Annotated in this window: 16 protein-coding genes and 1 pseudogene; 9 read left to right on the forward strand and 8 right to left on the reverse strand. The window is 67.1% G+C overall.

Features of this window, described 5'->3' with window-relative positions:
- Nucleotides 1–11: 11 nt before the first annotated feature.
- Nucleotides 12–887, reverse strand: coding sequence for a pullulanase X25 domain-containing protein (locus tag BWQ92_RS05535; protein ID WP_076798651.1), 876 nt, complete (start codon nucleotides 885–887; stop codon nucleotides 12–14).
- 271 nt (nucleotides 888–1,158) lie between these two features.
- Here BWQ92_RS05535 and BWQ92_RS05540 point away from each other — a divergent pair, with 271 nt between their 5' ends.
- Entirely contained in the window at nucleotides 1,159–1,458 is a 300-nt protein-coding gene (locus BWQ92_RS05540) for a hypothetical protein (protein ID WP_076798652.1), read from the forward strand.
- A 119-nt stretch (nucleotides 1,459–1,577) separates the two neighbouring features.
- Here BWQ92_RS05540 and BWQ92_RS05545 read toward each other — a convergent pair whose 3' ends face one another.
- Nucleotides 1,578–1,859 (reverse strand): DUF2630 family protein, encoded by a 282-nt coding sequence (locus BWQ92_RS05545; RefSeq protein WP_076798653.1) that lies wholly within the window; start codon nucleotides 1,857–1,859, stop codon nucleotides 1,578–1,580.
- A gap of 299 nt (nucleotides 1,860–2,158) precedes the next feature.
- Between BWQ92_RS05545 and BWQ92_RS05550 the strand changes: the two genes are divergently transcribed.
- Nucleotides 2,159–3,052: a glucose 1-dehydrogenase gene (locus BWQ92_RS05550; protein ID WP_076798654.1), complete on the forward strand. Its 894-nt coding sequence runs from the start codon at nucleotides 2,159–2,161 to the stop codon at nucleotides 3,050–3,052.
- A gap of 188 nt (nucleotides 3,053–3,240) precedes the next feature.
- On the opposite strand, the gene BWQ92_RS05555 is transcribed toward BWQ92_RS05550, so the two are convergent.
- On the reverse strand, nucleotides 3,241–4,263 hold the full coding sequence (locus BWQ92_RS05555; protein ID WP_076798655.1) for an adenosine deaminase: 1,023 nt from the start codon (nucleotides 4,261–4,263) through the stop codon (nucleotides 3,241–3,243).
- A 150-nt stretch (nucleotides 4,264–4,413) separates the two neighbouring features.
- Between BWQ92_RS05555 and BWQ92_RS05560 the strand changes: the two genes are divergently transcribed.
- On the forward strand, nucleotides 4,414–7,095 hold the full coding sequence (locus BWQ92_RS05560) for an excinuclease ABC subunit UvrA (RefSeq protein ID WP_076798656.1): 2,682 nt from the start codon (nucleotides 4,414–4,416) through the stop codon (nucleotides 7,093–7,095).
- 226 nt (nucleotides 7,096–7,321) lie between these two features.
- Entirely contained in the window at nucleotides 7,322–7,990 is a 669-nt protein-coding gene (locus tag BWQ92_RS05565; RefSeq protein WP_076798657.1) for a transglycosylase family protein, read from the forward strand.
- Nucleotides 7,991–8,227: 237 nt separating this feature from the next.
- Here the strand turns inward: BWQ92_RS05565 and BWQ92_RS05570 are convergent, their stop codons facing one another.
- Nucleotides 8,228–8,854, reverse strand: coding sequence for a hypothetical protein (locus tag BWQ92_RS05570; protein ID WP_076798658.1), 627 nt, complete (start codon nucleotides 8,852–8,854; stop codon nucleotides 8,228–8,230).
- Between the two features lie 166 nt (nucleotides 8,855–9,020).
- On the opposite strand from BWQ92_RS05570, the gene BWQ92_RS05575 reads away from it, so the two are divergent.
- The 3 genes from BWQ92_RS05575 (at nucleotide 9,021) to BWQ92_RS05585 (ending at nucleotide 11,926) form a co-directional block, all read left to right on the forward strand.
- A complete protein-coding gene (locus tag BWQ92_RS05575; protein WP_076798659.1) occupies nucleotides 9,021–9,998 on the forward strand; it encodes an MSMEG_6728 family protein in 978 nt (325 codons plus the stop codon).
- A gap of 134 nt (nucleotides 9,999–10,132) precedes the next feature.
- The gene (locus tag BWQ92_RS05580; protein WP_076798660.1) at nucleotides 10,133–11,017 is read left to right on the forward strand and encodes a nuclease-related domain-containing protein; all 885 of its coding nucleotides are present in this window, start codon (nucleotides 10,133–10,135) and stop codon (nucleotides 11,015–11,017) included.
- A 48-nt stretch (nucleotides 11,018–11,065) separates the two neighbouring features.
- Nucleotides 11,066–11,926, forward strand: a complete 861-nt coding sequence (locus BWQ92_RS05585; protein WP_076798661.1) for an SDR family oxidoreductase — start codon at nucleotides 11,066–11,068, stop codon at nucleotides 11,924–11,926.
- Between the two features lie 542 nt (nucleotides 11,927–12,468).
- Here the strand turns inward: BWQ92_RS05585 and BWQ92_RS24190 are convergent.
- Nucleotides 12,469–13,495 (reverse strand): annotated as a pseudogene (locus BWQ92_RS24190) (IS110 family transposase); the annotation flags it as partial.
- Between the two features lie 826 nt (nucleotides 13,496–14,321).
- Between BWQ92_RS24190 and BWQ92_RS24195 the strand changes: the two are divergent.
- Nucleotides 14,322–15,941 (forward strand): DUF222 domain-containing protein, encoded by a 1,620-nt coding sequence (locus BWQ92_RS24195; RefSeq protein WP_236783118.1) that lies wholly within the window; start codon nucleotides 14,322–14,324, stop codon nucleotides 15,939–15,941.
- 132 nt (nucleotides 15,942–16,073) lie between these two features.
- On the opposite strand, the gene BWQ92_RS05605 is transcribed toward BWQ92_RS24195, so the two are convergent.
- From BWQ92_RS05605 to BWQ92_RS05615, 3 genes are all read right to left on the reverse strand, one after another.
- Nucleotides 16,074–16,394: a hypothetical protein gene (locus BWQ92_RS05605; protein WP_076798662.1), complete on the reverse strand. Its 321-nt coding sequence runs from the start codon at nucleotides 16,392–16,394 to the stop codon at nucleotides 16,074–16,076.
- 125 nt (nucleotides 16,395–16,519) lie between these two features.
- A complete protein-coding gene (locus BWQ92_RS05610) occupies nucleotides 16,520–18,427 on the reverse strand; it encodes a gamma-glutamyltransferase family protein (protein WP_076798663.1) in 1,908 nt (635 codons plus the stop codon).
- A 97-nt stretch (nucleotides 18,428–18,524) separates the two neighbouring features.
- A complete protein-coding gene (locus tag BWQ92_RS05615) occupies nucleotides 18,525–21,221 on the reverse strand; it encodes a Tex family protein (protein WP_442856762.1) in 2,697 nt (898 codons plus the stop codon).
- Between the two features lie 170 nt (nucleotides 21,222–21,391).
- On the opposite strand from BWQ92_RS05615, the gene BWQ92_RS05620 reads away from it, so the two are divergent.
- Nucleotides 21,392–21,688, forward strand: a complete 297-nt coding sequence (locus tag BWQ92_RS05620; protein ID WP_076798665.1) for a hypothetical protein — start codon at nucleotides 21,392–21,394, stop codon at nucleotides 21,686–21,688.
- Nucleotides 21,689–21,753 lie beyond the last annotated feature (65 nt).

Genomic DNA, 21,753 nt, shown 5'->3' on the forward strand with positions numbered 1-21,753 from the left:
GCCGGAGGGAATCAGTTGACGGTGATGTCCCGGGTCCGGTGGTCGTAGCGGATGGTGAGCTGGCCGCCGACGTGGTGCAACTCGTGGTTGGCACCGTCGAAGGCGCCGAACGCACCGTAGTTCTCATCCCAGGAGCGGTTGAGGGCGATCTTGAAGTTGTAGTAACCGGCCGGGATTTCCGCCGAGAGCTTCCAGAGCTGGTCCAGCGTGTCCAGCTTCATCTGTGCTTCGTCGTACTGCGGCGCCCAGTTCTCCGGGGCTCCCAGCAGGGTGTTGAAGTCGCCGGCCACAGCCACGGCCGCGGGCTGGTCGACGGTTTCCAGGGAGTTTTCGACGGCGGGTGCCTGCGCTTCGGCGTCAGCCTCGGCCTTGTGCTGCACAGCCTTGGCCACGGGAGCCACTGCGCCTTCGATCAGCTTGGCGGCCTTGTCCGCAACCTTGGCGACCTTGGACGGAGCCTTCTCTGCCTTTGTGGCTGCGACCTTCGCCGGCGCCTTCTCGGCAGCGGGCTTGGCGGGTGCGGCCACCGGAAGGGGCGTATCGGCAGGGACCGGAGTACCGGCGTCGAGCGCTGCCGAGAAGCTGGCGGCGTCCGGGAAGGCGACGGTAGCGCGCTGCCCGTCCTCGGTGATGGTCCAGCCGGAGCGTCCCTTGACCAGCCAGCCGGCCTTGACCAGCTTGGCCGTGGCGGTGGTCAGCGACTTGTGGCCACGGGGAATGCCGCCACTGAGGAGTTCAGCCTCGTAGGCGTTCAGCGGAACCCGGACGAGGGCTTCAGCCAGCACGGCGCCAGCGTTCTGCGACTCACCCGACAACACCCCCTCTGACAGAACGTCCAGCACGGCCTTAAGGCGGATGTTGGTGTTTTCAGCGGCAGTCTTGCGCATGGTTCCCCTTACAGAGCGATTGTTCCCACAGTAGTTTGCCAAGCGCTGGGCGAATCTGGCGACTTTAGTAGGTAAACATTGTGTGTCGTGACCGACTATGACGGAGATTACACCCGAACTGAGCCACAGATCTCGCTTGTGGCAGGCCCGCGACGCCCTTCCCGGCCCGCGCGCCCAGGCCCGCTTCCCCCATCCGGGCGAGCATGCCATTTCCCGGCGGCGGGAATAGAAAGTAGGCTTACCATATAGAGCGAAGCACCAAACGGAAGGGATGAATTCAGTGAGTGACCACAGCAGCAACCCAGACGGCTTTATCGTTCCGGACCCTTCGAAGCTCCGTGACGACGTTCCCGGCGACGCGGGTGATGACGCCAACGCCATCCGCTTCAGCGAGGAGCAGGCACTTATCGAGGAGCAGTCGCACGGTATCCGCCCGGAGCGCTACAGCGTTCCGTCCGGCGGCCCCACCATGGAAGAGGCCCGCGGCAGCATGGACCTTTCCGACGACACCCGGGACACGGCCGCCGCGGACAGCAGCGACGACGGCCTGCACAGCGGCCAGGAGCAGTAGCAGTAACTGACGCCGGCAGTAATTGACACCGGGCAGTAGCCAGCTGCAGGCACAGGCAGACGCCTCAGCAACGTTGAAGGGCAGCCGTCCGCGGCCGCCCTTCGGCGCTGCTGACCAGGCTACTGCGCATAACCTTCCACTTCGCTCGGTGGACGGGCATCCGCCTCATTGGGATCCTCGCCGGCCTTCGCCTTCGCCCGGCGCTGCCGCAGCAGATCCCAGCATTGGTCCAAGGCGGCCTCAACCTGCGCCAGGCGGGCAAGACGGTCCTGATCACCCGCAGCGCCGCCCGCGCCGGCATCCCCCGAGCCGCCGGCGGAACCTGCCGCCGCCGGCTCACGGAGTTGATGCTCTTCGTCAACCAGCGCCTGGATGCGCTGCAGAATGTCCTGGTTATCCATCGCCTTCACTCCTTGGTTTGCCGGTGCACGCTCATGGGAGCCGCAGCCTGGGACCGCCGCCCTAACAACCGCCGCCCCAACCATTCGAGGGGGCCGGGACTGCCAGCCTAATCAGCTGATGCGGTCGGCGGAAGGGCTTCCCGGTCACCCTTTCGCAATGGCCACAAGGCACCACTGGCGGCACCGCCGTCGTCTGGCTAGGGTAGACGGTAAGCATGCTTAGCATTGCCCTTGAACATCAGGCACCGAGTCGAGCCCGATGTTCCTGTCCGCGTTCAACACCACCCCGGAGCAGAACCATGACCGACCAGTACACCTTCAAGAACCCCGTCACCGCTTACGAGCACATCGAGCCGCCCAAGCAGCACCAGCCCGAGCCCGGCCTGGACGCGAAGCTTGACCCCAAGGCCGACCTGGGCGAGGACACTTACCGCGGCACCGGCCGCCTTGATGGCAGGAAAGCCATCGTCACGGGCGCAGACTCCGGCATCGGTGCAGCGACGGCGATAGCCTTCGCCCGGGAAGGGGCCGACGTGGTGCTTTCCTACCTCCCCGAGGAGGAAGAGGACGCCGCCAGGATCGCCAATCTCATTGAGAAGGCCGGCAGAAAAGCTGTGAAGATGCCCGGCGACCTCAAGGACGCCGCGACCTGCCAGAAGCTGGTAGACGCCGCGCTGCAGGAACTGGGCGGCCTGGACATCCTGGTGAACAACGCCGGCAAGCAGGTGGCCCAGGAGGACATCGGCCAGATCACCGACGAGCAGTTCGACCACACGCAGAAGACCAACGTGTACGCCATGTTCTGGCTCACCAAGGCCGCGGTGCCGCATCTTCCGGCCGGCTCCACGATCATCAACACCACGTCCATCCAGGCATACAACCCGTCGCCGACGCTGCTGGACTATGCCACCACGAAGGCCAGCATCAACAACTTCACGAAGGGACTGGCACAGCAGCTGGCGCCGAAGGGCATCCGGGTGAACGCCGTTGCTCCCGGCCCCATCTGGACACCCCTGCAGGTCAGCAGCGGCCAGCCGAAGGAAGCCCTGCCAGAGTTCGGCAAGGACACCCCCCTGGGCCGCGCCGGACAGCCTGCCGAGCTCGCCCCGGCGTACGTGTTTCTGGCCTCGGCGGAGTCCAGCTTCGTGGTGGGCGAAACGCTGAACGTCAACGGCGGCAGCCCGACCCCGTAGCGACCGGCCGCGGGCCGCGGACATTTTCTGCACCGCTTTCGGATAGCAGCGCCGCCGCCGGACCCGGGAAAACCGCGTGACCGAGCGGATGACCCGGGTCCGGCGGCGGCCCAGCCCCGGAAAAGTGGAGCAAGAAGGCTGCGGCCCGGCTGAGCCTTAGCTGGATTAAGCCTTAGCTGGAGCGAGCCTTAGCTGGACAGTTCGTCCAGGAGTTCCTGCTTCCGTTCCTCACTGGCGAACGAGGACCTGATGGAGTTCGCGGCGAGCCTGACCCTGTCGAATTCGGACAGCCCCAGGACCGACTCGAGCTGTTCGAAGTTGTTGTCGACGTAGCCGCCGAAGTAGGCCGGGTCATCCGAGTTCACGCTGACGTTGAGCCCGGCCGCCAGCATGGCCGGCAGTGGGTGGACCGCCAGCGTGTCCACGGCGCGGAGCCTGACGTTCGACAGCGGACAGACCGTCAACGGCACACGGTCGGTGACCAGCCGCTCCACAAGGTCCGGGTCTTCCATGCACCTGATCCCGTGGTCGATGCGCTCCACTCCCAGCACATCCAGCGCCTCCACAATGTACGACGGCGGGCCCTCCTCCCCTGCGTGGGCAATCTTCCGCAGGCCTGCTTCGCCCGCCCGGGCAAACAGCCGGGTGAACTTCGACGGCGGGTTCCCCACCTCCGCTGAGTCCAGGCCGATGCCGGCGATCGGTGCGTTCATCGCGAGCAGCCCGTCCAGGACCTCGAGGGCGGAGTCTTCGGAGAGGTCCCGGAGGAAGGCGGCAATCAGCAGGGTGGAAATGCCGAACTCCTCCTTGGAGGTGGCGAGGACCGAGGCCACGCCGTTCACGCAGGTCTCCAGGGAGACACCGCGCGAGAGATGGGCCTGCGGATCCATCATGATTTCCGCGTGCCGCACCCCGGCCGCCGCGGCCCGCGACAGGTAGGACCGGGTCATGTCCGCGAAGTCCTGCTCCGTCCGGAGGACCGCCATGTTGGCGTAATAGAGATCCAAGAAGGACTGCAGGTCCGTGAACTCGTACCGGCTGCGCAGCTCGTCGAGGTTCGCGTAGGGCAGCTCGATCCCGTTGCGCTCCGCGAGCGCGAAAATCAGCTCGGGCTCCAGCGTCCCTTCGATATGCAAATGCAGCTCAGCCAAGGGAGACGGGAACGGGGGCGCCGTCACCTCCGCTTCGTCCGATGGCGCTGATTCTGTCACCGGCGCAGTTTCTGTAGTTCGCGCCGTTCCAGGTGAAGGCGCAGTTCCGGCCGAGAGGACAGTGGAATCAGTGGATTCGGCGGCGCCGTCGTAAGTGTTCACCCCGACAGAATAGTCCCCGGACCGGGCCCAACCGCTAGAGTCGATCAGATGCGGACTGAAGAGTATGCTGACCCGTTGGCCGATCTGGACTGGTCCCTGGACAGTGGCCCGGGAGCCGACCATTCTGTTGACGGCTTCGTCCGGGTGCGCGGTGCCCGGGAGAACAACCTTCGCAGTGTGGACGTGGCCGTCCCGCGCGACGCCATCGTTGCGTTCACGGGCGTCTCGGGCTCGGGCAAGTCGTCGCTGGCGTTCGGGACGATCTACGCGGAGGCCCAGCGCCGGTACTTCGAGTCCGTGGCCCCCTATGCCCGCCGCCTCATCCAGCAGGGCCACAATCCCAAGGTGGAGATGATCACGGGGCTGCCGCCCGCCGTCGCACTTCAACAGCGCCGCGGCACACCGAGCAGCCGTTCCACGGTGGGGACGGTGACCACACTGTCCAACTCGCTCCGCATGCTCTTCTCGCGCGCCGGCAGCTACCCGGCCGGGGCCAGCCCGCTGGATTCGGACGCGTTCTCACCCAATACCGCAGCCGGCGCATGCCCCGAATGCCACGGCCTCGGCGTGGCACACACCGTGACTGAAGCCTCGATGGTCCCCGACCCGTCCCTGAGCATCCGGGAGGGAGCCATCGCGGCCTGGCCCACGGCATGGCAGGGCAAGAATTTACGCGACATCCTCATCCACCTGGGCTACGACGTCGACACCCCGTGGCAGGACCTGCCCCGGAAAGACCGCGACTGGATCCTCTTCACCGACGAGCAGCCCGTCGTCGAGATCACGCCCCAGCGGGACCGGGTGGAGAAGCCGTACAAGGGCAGGTTCTGGAGCGCCAAGAGCCATGTGCTCCACACGCTTTCAGACTCCAAGAGCAGCACGATGCGCGAACGGGTACTCCGCTTCATGGAAACCGGCCACTGCCGCCGGTGCAGCGGCAGCGGACTCACCCCCGAGGCCCTGGCCGTGACATTCGCGGGCAGGACCATCGCCGAACTCAACGCAATTCCGATGGCCGAGCTGGCGGACATCATCCGCCCGACCACCGAGCTGAAGGACGTCGGCACCGCCTCGCGGAAGCTGAATCCCGGCAAGGAGTCCGCCGGTGAACGCAACGAGGTGGCCGTCGCCATCACGCGCGACCTCCTCCAGCGGATCACAGTCCTGCTGGACCTGGGGCTCGGCTACCTTGCGCTCGGCAGGTCGACGCCGACCCTCTCGCCGGGCGAGATGCAGCGCCTCCGGATCGCCACCCAGCTGCGCTCCGGTCTGTTCGGCGTGGTCTATGTGCTGGACGAGCCGTCCGCCGGGCTGCACCCCGCCGACGCCGAGCCCCTCCTGGCGGTGCTGGAACAGCTCAAGTCGTCGGGCAACTCGGTCTTCGTGGTGGAGCACAACATGGACATTGTGCGCCGCGCCGACTGGCTCGTCGACGTGGGGCCAAGGGCAGGAGAGGCCGGCGGCGAAGTGCTCTACAGCGGCCCCGTGGCCGGCCTCGCCGACGTCGAGGCCTCCGTCACCCGCCCGTTCCTCGTTCCGGACGACGCCGCTGGCGGCGCTTCGCCGGGTGGTACTGAACGGCCCGGTAGTGAACCGGGCGGCGGCGGGCCTGACAACAGCGGGCCTGACAGCAGGGACCAGACCAGCCGCCGTCGGGAGCCTGCCGGCTGGCTGGAACTGAAGGACATCACGCGCCACAACCTCCGCGGCCTCGATGCTTCGTTCCCGCTGCAGGTGCTGACGGCGGTCACTGGCGTCTCCGGTTCGGGCAAGTCGACGCTGGTCAGCCACGTCCTGGCCGGGGTGGTCGGATCTGAACTGCACGGAGGCGCGGGCACAGATTCCGCGGGGTCCCTTGGCACCGACGACGACCAGCCCATGAACGGCGGCGACCCCGGCACGCCGCTGAGTGTTGGAAACGTGACCGGCCTGCACCACGTGGACCGGCTGGTGACCGTGGACCAGAAACCGATCGGCCGAACGCCCCGGTCCAACCTGGCCACCTACACCGGGCTCTTCGATGCCGTACGCAAGGAATTCGCGGCCACGGACGAAGCCCGCGCACGGGGCTACGGGGCCGGTCGCTTCTCCTTCAATGTGGCTGGCGGGCGGTGCGAGACCTGCCAGGGCGAGGGATTCGTCGCCGTCGAACTGCTGTTCCTGCCGGGCAGCTACGGCCCCTGTCCGGAATGCGACGGGTCGCGCTATAACCCCGAAACGCTGGAAGTCACCTACCGCGGCAAGAACGTGGCCGAGATCCTGGGCATGACCGTGGACGCCGCCGCCGAATTCCTGCAGGACATTGCCCCGGCGGCGCGCAGCCTGCAGACGCTGCGGGAAGTAGGGCTGGGCTATCTGCGGCTCGGACAGCCCGCCACCGAACTGTCCGGCGGCGAGGCCCAACGCATCAAACTCGCCACCGAACTGCAGCGGGCACGCCGCGGCCACACGCTGTACCTGCTGGACGAGCCCACCACCGGGCTACATCCGTCCGACGTCCGGCTCCTCATGGCGCAGCTGCAGCGCCTCGTCGACGCCGGGAATTCAGTGGTTGTGGTGGAGCACGAGATGGACGTGGTGGCAGAAGCAGACTGGGTGATCGACCTCGGGCCGGCCGGCGGAGACGCCGGCGGCAGGATCGTGGCCTCCGGAACGCCCGCCGACGTGGCCGGTTCACCCGACAGCCGGACTGCCCGTTATTTGGCATCCGCGCTCGGGGGACGGAACTAAACCCTGGATCGAACCCAAACATCTCGATTTGATAACGGAGCGCGACCCGTTTAGGGTGGGACACATGCCCGCGCGCGACGCGGGCCCATGAATGCCCGGTGCCGCCTCCACCATTTACTGCCCGGCCGGCGGACACCGAAATGACCTCTAGTTCGTCAGGGGCGGGCAGTAGCGCGACAACGTCCGGGGACGGACCGAGCGCGGGTGGCCTCAGGAGCATCCCAAAATGAAGAAATCCACCATCAGCACTGCCGCGCGCCGTGGAGTGACCCTGGCCGCCGTTTCCGCCGCATCCCTGGCCCTCTCCGCCACCGCGGCCAACGCCGCAACGCCCACCACTACGAGCGCCTCCACCTGGGACGCCCTCGCACAGTGCGAGAGCGGCGGCAACTGGGCCATCAACACGGGCAACGGCTTCTCCGGCGGCCTGCAGTTCACCCCGCAGACCTGGGCTGCTTTCGGCGGAACCGGTGCGCCGCAGGACGCTTCCCGCGCCCAGCAGATCGCCGTGGCCGAAAAGGTACAGGCAACCCAGGGCTGGAACGCATGGCCCGCCTGCTCGGCCAAGCTCGGCCTGACCGGTGGCGGTGGCGCTCCTGCACCGCAGATCCAGCCGCAGAGCTCGACAGTACAGGCCGCGCCCGTCCAGGCTCCGGTCCAGACCGCGCCCGTCGCCCAGGCTCCCGTGGCCGAAGCACCGGTCCAGGCCCGTCACGCTGCCGCCATCAACGTAAGCGGCGAGACCTACACGGTCCAGGAGGGCGACACCCTGAGCAAGATCGCCGACAAGCTCGGCATCCACGGCGGCTGGCAGCACCTTGCCGACGCCAACGCTGACACCATCAGCGACCCGAACCTCGTGTTCGTCGGACAGGTTCTGCAGCTGCCGGCCTAATCTGGCTGATCAGGCCGCTTAGCGGCTAAAGCTCGACGCCGGGCCGTCCCTTACGGGGCCGCCCGGCGTCGCTGTGTCTGGGGGTTGTGCCCGGCTTCGCTGAAGCTGCCGTCGCTGCGCCTGCTTTCTTGTCGCGTCCCTTCGAATACGACGACGCCGGGCGCCCCCTTAAGTGGGGACGCCCGGCGTCGTACTTTTATTCTCTACAGCGTGACGGCCGGAGCCGCCGGTAAACGGCTACGCCGCGGCAGGAAGCTCCCGGACGATGCGCACTTTCCAGGCGGCGTCGTCGCTGGTGTCCAGGAGGGCAACGGTGCCGGAGGCGATGTGCAGGGCAACCCGCTTGGCGTGCAGCAGCTCGAGGTAGAGGTGCTCGTTGACACGGGCGGGGCTGTCGATGACGAACTTCACGGCATCGCGCATCTTGCGGTAGTTGTCGCTGCGTTCGCGGTGCAGGTGCAGTTCGAGCGCATGGCGCTGCTTGACGCGCGGCTCATGCTTGTTCAGCCAGTTCACGGCAGCGTGGACGCCGATGACCAGGGCCAACGAAACGGCGTAGATCCACCAACCGGTAGACATCAGGAACAGCGGCAGGTTGGCGACGGCCACCACTGCGATGAAAACGCGCAGGGCGACGAGCCGGCGCAGGGTCAGTGCAACGGAAGCAAGCGCGGTGCGGAAGCGGTGCTGGTCCTTGCGCGCAGCAGCCGGGTCCAGCGTAAACTCGTCGAGAATGAGGATTCCGTTCGCGTCGGCGCCCAGCATCTGACCGTACTTTGGGACGAACAGCTGAGGCTCCTGTGAAAGGTGTGAATTCGCCTCTGCAGGGACGGACGACAGGGGCGCGGGAGAGGTAAGAGTCATGAATTTGCTTCCGGACGCTGTTGAGGTTTCGGATATCTTAGTGGATTAATCAACCTTCCGCATCCAGGCGTCCACATTGTGAGCAGCCGGATGTCCATTTTGGCTGCTGTCTGTGCCGCGCGGCACTTCAATTGGCACATCGCGTCAGGGACGGCAGACTGAAGGGATGCAAACCTTCCTCCCCTATCCCGATTTCCGGCAAAGCGCGGCCGCGCTGGACACACCCCGGCTGGGCAAGCAGCGCGTCGAAGCACTGCAGACACTCCGCGCGCTGGTCATCCCGGAATACGGATGGCAGTCACACCCCGCCATCCGAATGTGGATGGGGCACGTCCCTGCACTCACCATGTACGGCCTCGCCATGGTGGACGAATGGACCAAGCGCGGCTTCGCCGACACCACACGGGACAATATCCGCGAGTTCGCTCCGCAGGCTGCGCATCCGGACTACGCCGCCAAGATCCTGCTTCCGCCGTGGCTCGGGGACCCCGAGTTCCACCTCAGCCACCGCTCCAACCTGATCCGCAAGGACCCGCACTTCTACGAAGAGGTCTTCCCCGGGACGGAGCATGGGCTGGAGTACGTCTGGCCGGAGCCCCGTCACGAGTTCCTGCCGGAGGACCCCGAGGGTGACGTTCTCTGGATTCTGCGCGAGCACGTTGGCCACGGCGACCCCGAACAGCTGGACAAGGTTGGGCTGCCGGCTGTGGGCCGGGCTTCCGCTGCTGGCGCCCCGGGCGGTGCGGGCGCCGGTGCCGGTTCTGGGGCTGGTACCGTGTCTGGTTCCGGGGGCGCCGGCGATTCCGACGACGATTACCAGTTCGTCTACGCGGAGGAAACTTCGCGCCGGCCGTCCAAGGCGGCGAAAAAGGCCCCGGCCAGGCCGCTGGTCAAGAAACCGTCCCGCAAGCGGCAGCGCCAGGAGGCAGCCTTCTCAACTCTGCCCGGCAAGTCGCCGGTGGCCGTACCGTTCGACGGCGGCAGCAAGTTCGCCGTCGGAATGGTTCTGGGCCGTCCCATCACGCTCGACGACGGCCGCTTTGGACGCAATTTCAAGGTCACCGACATCATCGACCGGTCAGAGTTCGACTACCCGGCGCTGCTGCAGGACCCCCGCGTCTTCTTCCCCGTCCCGGCGCTCTGAGTCTTCGCTGACCCTTGAGGGGTCGGTGCTGAAGCTTTCCCTAGGGAACGATGTGATAGGCCTCATGCACTTCGTTTACAGTTGCTGTGTGGCCCGCGGCACTGCGGGAACCGTGCGAACTGGGGGATTCAGATTTGGCAGGCGAAGGAGCAGCCGAGCAGGCACGGCTGGCGGCCGAGCGGGTGGCAAAGCTCAGGCAGCAGCTGGAACAGGCCGAGCGGAGGGAGAGGGCCTGGGCCAAAGGCGCCGAGGGGGAAGCCCGCGTCGGGCAGGTGCTGGACGAGCTGAGTTCGAAGGGATGGCTCGCCCTGCACGACGTCCACTGGCCCGGCCGGCCAAAGGCCAACCTGGATCACATCCTCGTTGGACCCGGCGGCATCATTGTGATCGACGCCAAGAGCTGGTCTGGGGACGTCCAACTGCGGAACGGGGTTCTCCGCCAGAACGGATATTCCAGGGAGCGGGAGATTTCCGCCGTAGCCGATCAGGCCGCCGCCGTGGCCGCACTGCTCGAACCTCAGCACCGCCGGTTAGTTCAGGCCTGGCTGTGCATGGTGGACCAGCCGGACATGGACGGGCAGTCCGCGACCGGGGTGCGAATCCAAGGCCTCGCCACTTTGGGCCGCGCCGTGGAGGCGCTGCCGAATGAACTCGACCCGGCCACGGTGCAGGTCGTTCACAGCTACCTGCTCGGCCTCCTTTCCGGAAAGAACAGCCCGCCCCTGCTCACGACGAGGGTCTGGAACGCCGGACCCGCGGACCTGGGACTTGGTGCGGGTCCTGCGGTTGCCCTGGACACCTGGCGGTCGCGGCAGAATACCGTACCTGCACCGGCCATGTCCCGCAGGAACATGAGAACCCGCAGCAAGCCCACGGGCTGTCTGGCGGTCTTCCTCTACCTTGCATTGGCACTTTTTGTCCTGGGCGTTCTCCTGAACGCCGGGTCCTACGCGCAAAGGCAGGCCCCTGACGTTCCACGCCCATCGCCCACGCTGTTCCAGACCGCCCCGCCCAGATGAATTAGTCGGATTCCGGCGCGGGGTCTTGGAGATGGCAAACTGACCAACATGACTATCCTGCTGGCCGGCTGCGGCGACCTCGGCACGGAAGCGGGGCTGCAGTTTGCCGCTGCCGGACACCGGGTTGTCGGCTGGCGCCGTTCACCCGACAAACTGCCAGCTGAGATCGACGGCGCCGCTGCGGACCTCAGCACAGCTGAACTGCCGCCTGTCCCGGCGGACACTACCGCCGTCGTCATCGCAGTGGCTGCGGACGGCCCCACGGAAGAGGCATATCGAAGCGCCTATGTGAACGGGGTTGCGCATGTTCTCGACGCGCTTGCCCGGGACCGCGTAACGCCGGAACGCGTGCTCTTCGTTTCATCCACAGCCGTGTACGGCGACGCCGCCGGCGCGTGGATCGACGAAAGCGTTACGCCGGAGCCTGGCGGGTTCTCGGGCCGCATCATGCGTGAAGCCGAGGACCTGCTGCTGAAGCGGCTCGATGGAACCGGCACGACACCTGTCGTGCTGAGGCTTGGCGGAATCTACGGGCCGGGCCGCACCAGGCTCATCGACCAGGTACGAACCGGTACCGCCGTGATTCCTGCCGAACCGCGCTTTACCAACCGCATCCACCGCGACGACGCCGCCAGCGCCATCGTGCATCTGTGCACTATGTCTGGCGAGCCGGCTCCGGTGTACCTGGGCGTGGACAACGATCCGGCCGAGTTGGGCGACGTCCTGCGCTTCCTGGCAACCGAATTGGGGATGGCCGTCCCGCCGACGGCTGCCCTCGGCGATGCACGGGGCGGCAACAAGAGGTGCAGCAATGCATTGCTTCGGGGAACCGGGTTTTCCTTCAAGTACCCATCCTTCCGCGAAGGCTACCGAGACATTCTGGCCGGCGTCGGAGTCCGCCACCCGTAACTTAGGCACCGCCCTATGAAGGGGTGAGGCCGAACTGGCGGGCACCGAAAAAATTTTTCAAAAAATTTTTCCCTTTTCGTCCCAAGTGACCCTTATCACGTCTAAAAATGATGCTCCTATTGGTGTCAACGGTTCGGCGCCCCGCGTCGTGACAGGGGTGACCGGGGAACTGCCTAGTGGCGTCAAGGGTCTATCGATCGCTGCGCGACGGCCTCCGGCCGCCCTTGACCCCAGAGCGTCCCCGGTCATTACTGCAGGGGTCGCGGGGCGCCGAGCCCGGTCACCGTTGGTCCGTGCCCCTTCTAGGCGCCAGCCGGCCGGATCCGCAACACAGAAGGTGTTTTTGCGGTTTCTGCGGACGGCGAGTTGAGCCAGTCTTCGTACCGTTGGTAGAACTCGTCGTTGCGCGTAATTCCGCGTTCGAGGCGGGAGAGCGAGGTGGGCCAGACGTGCAGGCTGTCCGCTGCGGCTTGGAGGGTGATGTTCTTGGTCTTGCGCAGTACGCGAAGTGACCCGGCGTCCGGTGCCGGATGCGGATGGATGATTTGGTCGTAGATTTCGCGGGCGATGTAGCGTTTGAGACACCGGATGATCTCGGTGGTGCTTTTGCCTTCGGCCTGGCGCTTAGCCACGTAGTTCCTGGTACGGGCGTCGGTTCTCATCCGGACCAGGGCGACGTGGTGGATGGCTTTGTTGGCCTGCCTGTCACCACCGCGGCTGAGCCGGTGCCGCGTCGTTCTTCCTGAGGAAGCCGGTATCGGCGCGACACCCGCGAGGGCAGCGAATTTGGCTTCAGAGGTGATCCGTTCGGGGTTATCGCCGACGGTAACCAGCAGTTGGCTGGCGACGTCCGTTCCTACGCCCCTGACGTCGCGGAGCATCGGGGCATGAATTCTGATGATCGCGTCGAGCTCGGCGTCGATCACGGGCCACTTCCTGATCCAAGGCGCGGTAACGGATGGCGAGGCGTTTGAGCACGGCCGCGGTGGCGTTCACGGGTTTTGTCATGTCCCCTGCGGGGCGGGTTTTCTCCAGGGCGGCCATCATGGCGGCGCGGGTCAGGTGCCGGTATTTGGCCCGGAGCGTCTCGGGTGCTGCCGTGAGGATGCTTTTGATCTGGGTCATGACCGCTACCCGGGCGCGCATGGCCGTTGCCCGCTCGGCGCGCAGGACCCGCAGGGATTCCACCGCGCCATCCCTGGATTTTGGTGTTGCAACGTTCCGGCCGGCCAGCGCAGCCTCGGCCGCCTGGTACGCGTCCAGGGGATCGGATTTGCCCCTGAGCCGGCGTCCCTGCCGGTTCGGGCGCATGACTTCCAGAACCCGGATGCCTTCCCCGGTCAGGACACGGGCGAGTTCGGCACCGTAGCTGCCGGTGCCTTCCACCCCGGCGGCAATGACCTGGCCGAACCCGATGATGAAGGCCGCAATGCTCCGGTAGCCCGAACCCACAGCGAGAAACTCTTTGTCCGTAATGTGTCTGCCGGTCTCGTCGATGATTGCGACGTGGTGGGTGTCGGCGTGAGTGTCGATCCCGGCGATGACTTTCAGATGTTGGTTTGCCATGATGAAGCTAGCCCTGCCTTCCGTTGCGTGCGGTGGGACACAAAGGGGCACGCCGGCCGGGTGGGCAGACAAGACAGTAATGGGATTCTTCGAGCAGGCTCCTATGAGGTCATGTCCACCTGGCCGCCGCGTTTACTGCAGCCTGTGCCGACGGCCGGACAAATCATTTTCAAGACAAACCCTTCGCGGGGGGCGTCAGTCAGAACCAGAGCCACACCGGCAGCACAAGCCAATTTCATCATTACTGTCAGTCCCCGCTGACAATCTAGACCTATGGAAGCTATCGGGGAGCATGGAGCGGACATCGCGGGCGGGACTGACGTCTCCGGCCTGAATGCTGCTGCTCCGCTGCGGGGCCGCGGGCTTCACAGCGTGCCGGCCGCGGCTTCCCCGTCCAGCGCCCGTATCGAGGGCACGTCCGACGGCGGCGCTGCGCTGGCAACTGCTGACCTGCGGGCGGGCCTGGTGCTCCTGGATTCCGCTGCGGCGGAGGAAGAGCTCGCCGCAGCCAGTTTCCCTGAAGCAGCCGACTTCGCAGAACTCACAGAACAGCTCTCCCGCCGCATCGAATACCTTCAGCTACAGGCTGCCGCGGCCGTGGAACGGACGCGGGCCGAGGCGATCAGCGCCGCCGAAGCAGCCAATCGCGCGGCCGGCTGGACCACAGGCTGGGGCAATGAACCCGAAACCGCTGCAGCCCCAGACGCTCAGCCCTCCGAGGCCGCCGCCGTCGGCAGCCCTGCTGAGGCCCCGTCTTCCGCTGACCCGCTGACGGTCCCTGCCCGCGCGGTGGCCTGGTCCCCGGCCGACGACGGGTCCCGCAACACGGTTGATTTCCTCCGCACCCGGCTTCGCATCAGCAGCGCCGAAGCACGCCGCGCTCGCCCTGGCCGGCGACGTGCTCCCCCGCACCGGACTCGCCGGCCGGCCCATGCCGCCCATACACGAGGAAACCGCGGCCGCGCTCACCGCCGGGATCATCTCCTCCCGCGCCGGCACCATCATCACCACCGCCCTGGACAAAGTCCGCCACATCCCCGATCCAGACGCGCTCGCCAAAATGGAACGCAACCTCACCCAAACCGCGATCGAAAACGACCAGGACTTCCTCACCCGCATCGCCCACCGCTGGATCGACGCCCTCGACCAGGACGGCACCGAACCCTCCGAAGAAAACCTCCGCCACCGCCAAGGCGTCTTCATCCGCCCCAAACGCGGCGGCCTCTACCACCTCGAAATCCACGCCACCACCGACCAATACGAAGTTCTCACCACCGTCATGAACACCGCCACCAACCCCCGCACCACCACACCCGACACCACCAGCGCGGCACAACGGAAGCGGCCGGCAAAAAGACGGCGGCGGCAACGACGGCTATGGCGACGGCGAAAACACGGGCAGCGCCACCGCTGTCGACCTGGACGAGGCCTTCAACGCCCCTGCCCCGCTCCCGGATCTGGACCGGCGCACCCTGGCCCAACAACGCCTCGACGGCCTCGTCGGCGCCAGCAAGGCGGCCCTCGCCACCGGAACCCTGCCCGCCACCGGGGCTCCGCCCCCAGGTCATGGTCACCGTCTCCTACCAGGACCTCCTCAACAGCATCGAAGCCACCGCAGCCAATGGCCCCCGCTACAACAGAAACCGCGCCAGCACCCGGCCAACAAACAGCCCCGCACCAACAAACGACACCGGGCACACCACCACGAACCAGCCACCAGGCACCCCCGGCTGGCCGGCCACCGGTCCAGCACTCCTGCCGGGCACCTGGCAGGTCAGCCCTCCCGAACCGCTCGCAGCCACCACCCCGGACATCTGCCAAACCAGCGGTCCGGAATCGCCAACGGAAACCGGGCAAACCGGCGACGCCGGATCCTCGCCCGATTCGGCTACCGGCCAGGACAAGTGGCCCGGCGGCGAAAACCAGCCCGCCCCCGCAAACGCTCTCCGGCATCAACCAGTCAGGCATCAATTCGCCAGGCATCAACTGGGCAAGCGCCGGGTTCAACGGCCAACCCGGCACACCCCCCGGCAGCGGGACCTTCACCTACACCGGCCCCGTCACCGCCTCCACCATCCGCAAAATCGCCTGCGACGCCGACATCATCCCCGTCCTCCTCAGCAGCCAAGGACGCATCCTCGACATCGGCCGCACCACCCGGATCTTCCCGCCCCACATCCGCAAAGCCCTCAACGCCCGCGACCAAGGCTGCGCCTTCCCCAACTGCACCATCCCCGCCACCTGGTGCGAAGCCCACCACATCACCTACTGGTCACAAGGCGGACCCACCAGCACCGACAACGGCGTCCTCCTCTGCACAGCCCACCACCACCTCATCCATAAAGAACAATGGAAAATCCACATCAAAAACGGCACCCCCTGGTTCATCCCGCCACCCCACATCGACCCCCGCCAACAACCCCGACAAAACCACCACCACAAAACATGAACACCCGGAATGACGCCGCGTTCAACACGCGGAATGAACTCGCGGCCGATGAAAACAGGGTCGAAAAACGCGGAAGCGCCAGCCCCAAAGAACCGGGACCAGGCGCTTCCGATGGAACGAAACTTGCGGCTGCTATACGTCCTGCCAGCCGCTGCCTTCCGTGAATGTGGCAACTAGGGTGCCCACGCCTGCCTGCAGCGAATTCGATGGATCTTCGTACAGCGAAGCCTCGGTTGCCCGGCTGTGGGTGATGAGCTGCTCGGCTTCCAGCTTCGCCTCCGGCACGGTGGCTCCGATGATCCCTGTGCGGGCCGGAAGGGCGGGGGTGTGCACTACCTCGGCATTGGTCTCCGAGAGCGGGATGGTGGTCCCGGTTTGAATCTCGTCGTGCGGGAACTCGAATTCGGCGTCATCGGGGGCAGGGGGAATCGTGTACTCCAGGAAGTAGTTCATTCCCCCAGCCTTGCAGATAACCGGCGCGCCAGAAACCCTGCCCCGCCGCTGATGGGGAATGAGCCGCTTGTGGGGAATGAAGAGCACCCGCGGCACACCGAACCTCCCTGGGAGAGACTCCGTTCCTACCGTCCGGACGCGTATCCCTGTGCACCGCGCGGGTTAGCGGCAGCCTGCAGCACGCCGGTCCCGGGATCGCGTACGACGGCGGACAGCCGTCCCAGCGTCCAGTCGCCTGCCCTGGTGATCCGGTGTCCCCGCCGCTCGAGCCCTGCGATAACGTCATCGCCCAATCGATCCTCGACGACGGCACCGCCAGGCTCCCAGGTGCGCGGCCAGAAGGACCCGGGCATCGATGTCGTGTGGAACGCCGGTGCGTCGATGGCCTGTTGCGGCGAGTACCCGCCCACGATGGTCCGCAGCAGGTACAGCAACTGCCACTGGTCCTGCTGGTCTCCCCCCGGCGAGCCCAGCGCCGACACCGCAACGCCGCCGCGCAGCACCAGCGTCGGCGTCAGCGTGGTCCGCGGTCGATTGCCCGGCGTCAGCGTGGACGGCGTGCCGGGCTCGAGCCATGTCATCTGCAACCGGGTCCCCAGGCAAAACCCGAGTTCGGGGATCGCCGGGGAAGACTGCAGCCAGCCGCCGGACGGCGTCGCCGCAACCATGTTGCCCCAACGGTCCACCACGTCGATATGGCAGGTGTCGCCGCGGGTCTCCCCGTTGCGTGCCACGTCTGGTTCGCCGATCGTGGGTTCCCCTACGCCGGCGGCGGCAGCCGCCGAACGTCCGCGGCCGGAAGAGGCAGAACCACCCAAAGCGGCTGCGCCGCCGTCGTCATTCGACAGCGCAGGCGGGACGTACTCGGTGCGAAGCGCGGGAACGTACGGCTCACGGCCGGGAACTGAACCCGGACGGAACTCGTGCGACGCCTCGTCCCTGATCAGCTCCCGGCGGGATGCCGCGTACTCTTCGGACAGCAGGTAACCGAGCGGGACGTCGTCGTCGCCGTAGTAAGCCTCGCGGTCCGCCAGGGCGAGCTTCTGGGCCTCCAGGATCGTATGCGCTCCAAGTTCCGTGGACGGATCGAGGCGCTCCTCGTCAAAGCCGGCCAGGATCGCGAGCGTCTGCAGCAGGGCCGGTCCCTGGCCCCACGGGCCGGTCTTGGCGATCGTGTGCCCGCGGAACTCGAACATGGCCGGTTCCTCGTACGACGCGCGGAAGCCGGCCATGTCGGCCATGGTCATGACGCCGCGGTGGTCAGTTCCGGACGAGTGGCGGTGCGGCGTGCGGACGCTTTCGGCCACGGCCCGGGCCACGAAACCCTCGCTCCATTCCCGGCGGGCAGCGTCGATGCGCTCCTCGCGGGTGTGTGCCGGCTCTGCCGCAAATGCCTCCCCAAGGCCGGCGCCGGCCTGCACAAGTCTCTGCAGAGTGCGTGCGAGCGCCGGATTCCGGACCAGGTCGCCTTCCTCCGGGATGCGCCCCTCTGGCATCCACAGTTCGGCAGACGCGGGCCAGTGCTCCCGGAACAGCTCCGCCACAGCCGAGATCGTGCCGCACACGCGCGCCAACACCGGGTGGCCGTCGCGCGCGTACCGGATGGCGAAATCCAAAACTTCGGCCAGTTCCCATGTTCCGTGGTCCCGCAGCAGCAACAGCCAGGCGTCGACGGCGCCGGGAACCGCCGCGGCCAGCGCACCCGATCCGGGCACCAGTTCCAGGCCTTCCCCACGGAAGTGCTGGACCGTCGCGCCCGCCGGGGCCGGGCCCTGGCCCATCAGGATCACCGGCTTCCCGGGCTCCTCGGCCGTGTTGAAGACGCCGGTCATGTCGCCGCCGGGCCCGTTGAGGTGCGGCTCCACCACATGCAGCACGAAGGCGGCCGCCGTGGCCGCATCGAACGCGTTGCCACCCCGCTCCAACACGGCCTGCGCAGTGCCGGTCGCGAGCCAGTGGGTGCTGGCGGCCATGCCGAACGTGCCCTGCAGCGTAGGACGGGTGGTAAAAGTCTCCGGCCTCGTAAAACTCATAGGGGCTACTGTAGTCACCGGTTTCCGCCGCACCACGGATAGGGCGCGCGCGACACGCTCCGCCCGACAGGCCAGAGACTACGTGAACCGCGCGACCCTACTTGCCCAGGCCGGCCCGCCGCAGAGCTTCGGCCATGGCGGTATCAGCTTGGGCTGGCTGGCCGGACTGCTTCGGCTGCCGCCGGCTGCTGTTCCGGTCGCCCGCCGAGCGGCCCGGATCATTCCCCTGGCGCGGTCCGGGCTTTCCGCTGGCATTGCCAGAATCGCCCGTCCGGTTCCGGCCGCCGTCGCGGTCGGCGCCTGCCGGGTGGCCGGCGGCGCGGCCCCCATCGGCGGCGCGGCCCCCGTCGCGGTCCCTGCCACGGTCACGGTCCCGGCCGCCCCGTCCCCCAGGCTGCGATCCCCCAGCCGGCCGTCCCCCAGGCTGCCTGCCCCCAACCGGCCGATCACCGGACGACCCGGGTTCGTCGTCGAGCCTGAGCGTGAGCGAAATGCGTTTCCGCTCCGGATCAGCCTCCAGCACCTTCACCCTGACCACCTGTCCGGACTTGACCACCTCGCGCGGATCGGCGACGAACCGGTTGGCGAGGGCCGACACGTGGACCAGCCCGTCCTGGTGGACCCCGACGTCCACGAACGCGCCGAACGCGGCCACATTGGTGACGGTTCCCTCGAGGACCATTCCAGGCTTCAGGTCGGAGATCTTCTCGATGCCCTCAGAGAACGCCGCCGCCTTGAACGCCGGGCGAGGATCGCGTCCCGGCTTCTCCAGCTCGGCGATGATGTCGCGCACCGTCGGAAGCCCGAAGGTTCCGTCCACGAAATCGGCAGGGTTCAGCCGGCCGGCGTCGGCCAGCGGAGCTAGCCCGCCCGCCCCTCCCGAAGCCCCCGAACCACCAGAACCACGCCCGGCACCGGCCGCCGTCAGGATCTTCCGCGCCACAGAGTAGGCCTCCGGGTGAACGCTGGAGGCGTCGAGCGGCTCCGCTCCCCCGGTGATCCGCAGGAAGCCGGCACACTGTTCAAACGCCTTGGCACCCAGCCGGGGCACCTTCTTCAGCTCGCTGCGTTTGGCGAACGGCCCGTGCTCGTTGCGGTACTTCACGATGTTCTCGCTCAGCAGCGGCCCGACGCCCGCCACCCGGCTCAGCAGCGCCGGCGAGGCCGTGTTCACGTCCACGCCCACGGCGTTCACGCAGTCCTCCACCACGGCATCCAGGCTTCGGTCGAGCTTCGATGCCGTGACGTCGTGCTGGTACTGGCCCACGCCGATCGACTTCGGATCGATCTTCACCAGCTCTGCCAGCGGGTCCTGCAGCCTTCGGGCGATGGACACCGCACCGCGCAGCGAGACATCCATCCCCGGGAGTTCGGCGGCGGCAAGAGCGGATGCCGAGTACACGGATGCACCCGCCTCGGACACCACCAGCTTCTGCGGCGCCGCCACACCGGTACCCGGGCCCGTGCCGGAGTCACCAGCGGAGGCAAGCCGCTTAATCAGTTCGGCCGCCAGCTTGTCCGTTTCGCGCGACGCCGTCCCGTTGCCGATGGCCACGAGTTCGACGGCGTGCTGCCGCGCCAGCCGGGTCAGCGTCGCCAGCGCTTCGTCCCACTTGCGCGCCGGGGCATGCGGATAGACCGTGTCCGTGGCCACCACCTTGCCGGTTTTATCGACCACGGCCACCTTCACGCCGGTCCGCAGCCCGGGGTCGAGGCCCAGCGTGGCGCGGTTTCCGGCGGGCGCTGCCAGCAGCACGTCCCGCAGGTTGGCGGCAAAAACGCGCACGGCCTCGTCTTCCGCGGCGGCGAACATCCGTCCACGGAGGTCAGCCGTGAGCCGCGCAAGAACCCGGGAGCGCCACGCCACCTGCGCGGTTTGCAGCAGCCAGGAATCGGCGGGCCGGCCGCGGTCGGCGACCCCGAGGAACCGGGCTACGGCGGATTCGTACCGGGAGCGCGCGGCGGCAAGTGCGTCGTCGTCGGCCGGGTCCGCTTCGGCGAGGTCCAGCTCGAGCACGCCGTCCTTCTCCCCGCGCAACAGAGCGAGGACACGGTGCGACGGCATCCCCGACGGCGCCTGCGAAAACTCGAAGTAATCCGCGAACTTCTGCCCCTCGGACTCCTTGCCCTTCTTGACCCGCGACACCATCCGGCCCTGCGTCCACAGCCGTTCACGCAGGTTCTCCGCCAGATCCGGGTCCTGGGCGACGCGCTCCACGAGGATGGCCCGCGCACCGGCGAGCGCCGCAGCGGCATCGTCGACAGCGTGGTCCGGGTTCAGGTACTTGGCCGCCTCGCGCTCGGGGTCGAGTTCCGGGCGCTTGAGCAGCGCGTCTGCCAGCGGTTCGAGCCCGGCCTCGCGCGCAATCTGCGCCTTGGTGCGCCGCTTGGACTTGAAGGGGAGGTAGATGTCCTCGAGCCGGGACTTCGTATCGGCGGCCACGACGGCGGCTTCGAGTTCCGCGGTCAGCTTCCCCTGCGCGGCAATTGCCTCCAGGACAGCACGACGGCGGTCCTCCAGTTCGCGGAGGTAGCGCAGCCGCTCGTCGAGCTCGCGGAGCTGGCCGTCGTCGAGCGTCCCGGTGGCTTCCTTGCGGTAGCGGGCGATGAACGGAACGGTTGACCCGCCGTCGAGCAGTTCCACGGCCGCCCTAACCTGCCAGGCCTTCACCCCGAGCTCGGAAGCGATCTGTTCGGCTATGCGGGCGGACACGTGATCATCGGGCTGGCTGCCCGGCCGGGGCGCGGGGGTGTCCTTCGGCTTGGTCCCGGCGGCGGTGGCGGGGCTTGGCATGGGCGTTGCAGGGTGCTGCGGCTGTTGAGTCACCAGAACATTTTGCCCTACGCGGCCCCATCCGGGCCGATCCCGGGTTGCATCGCGGGACCAAACCGCACTACCCACGGCCGACCTTAAGTGGTGTAGTGACTGTATGCAGCGGAGGTCATCGACTTAGGCGGTGCATCATGCAGGAATTGCTCATCATTCTTCAGGACGGCTTCGATGACGATGAAGTCGCCATCACGGTCAACGGCAAGGAGGCCCGGTACGACCGCGATGTCACCACCCGGGAGCTCCTGGGGATGGCCGAGGAAGTCTCCATTGAACTTCCGGCGAAGGGCGCAACGGTGGGGGTTGAAGTCACCAGCCGCAATCTCAGTGCGGAAATGAAGCTCCACGGCAGGCCGCGGAGCCTCCTTGTGTCGATTGAGGACGGCGAACTCGTGCTCAGCGAGGGGACGGGCCGCGAGGCATTCCTCTGAGGGAGTCTGATGGCACCGCCGCGCCGGAAGGGCGACATGAATGGTCTTCACGAGTTTCCCAGGGG

The sequence above is a fragment of the Arthrobacter sp. QXT-31 genome (genome assembly GCF_001969265.1).
In the GTDB taxonomy this organism is placed as follows: domain Bacteria; phylum Actinomycetota; class Actinomycetes; order Actinomycetales; family Micrococcaceae; genus Arthrobacter.

What these genes read in the sequence shown, in the direction of transcription:
- BWQ92_RS05535 (WP_076798651.1), bottom strand. Translation starts at nt 887, where the DNA reads ATGCGCAAGACTGCCGCTGAAAACACCAACATCCGCCTTAAGGCCGTG.
- BWQ92_RS05540 (WP_076798652.1), top strand. Translation starts at nt 1,159, where the DNA reads ATGAATTCAGTGAGTGACCACAGCAGCAACCCAGACGGCTTTATCGTT.
- BWQ92_RS05545 (WP_076798653.1), bottom strand. Translation starts at nt 1,859, where the DNA reads ATGGATAACCAGGACATTCTGCAGCGCATCCAGGCGCTGGTTGACGAA.
- BWQ92_RS05550 (WP_076798654.1), top strand. Translation starts at nt 2,159, where the DNA reads ATGACCGACCAGTACACCTTCAAGAACCCCGTCACCGCTTACGAGCAC.
- BWQ92_RS05560 (WP_076798656.1), top strand. Translation starts at nt 4,414, where the DNA reads ATGCGGACTGAAGAGTATGCTGACCCGTTGGCCGATCTGGACTGGTCC.
- BWQ92_RS05565 (WP_076798657.1), top strand. Translation starts at nt 7,322, where the DNA reads ATGAAGAAATCCACCATCAGCACTGCCGCGCGCCGTGGAGTGACCCTG.
- BWQ92_RS05570 (WP_076798658.1), bottom strand. Translation starts at nt 8,854, where the DNA reads ATGACTCTTACCTCTCCCGCGCCCCTGTCGTCCGTCCCTGCAGAGGCG.
- BWQ92_RS05575 (WP_076798659.1), top strand. Translation starts at nt 9,021, where the DNA reads ATGCAAACCTTCCTCCCCTATCCCGATTTCCGGCAAAGCGCGGCCGCG.
- BWQ92_RS05585 (WP_076798661.1), top strand. Translation starts at nt 11,066, where the DNA reads ATGACTATCCTGCTGGCCGGCTGCGGCGACCTCGGCACGGAAGCGGGG.
- BWQ92_RS05605 (WP_076798662.1), bottom strand. Translation starts at nt 16,394, where the DNA reads ATGAACTACTTCCTGGAGTACACGATTCCCCCTGCCCCCGATGACGCC.
- BWQ92_RS05610 (WP_076798663.1), bottom strand. Translation starts at nt 18,427, where the DNA reads ATGAGTTTTACGAGGCCGGAGACTTTTACCACCCGTCCTACGCTGCAG.
- BWQ92_RS05615 (WP_442856762.1), bottom strand. Translation starts at nt 21,221, where the DNA reads ATGCCAAGCCCCGCCACCGCCGCCGGGACCAAGCCGAAGGACACCCCC.
- BWQ92_RS05620 (WP_076798665.1), top strand. Translation starts at nt 21,392, where the DNA reads ATGCAGGAATTGCTCATCATTCTTCAGGACGGCTTCGATGACGATGAA.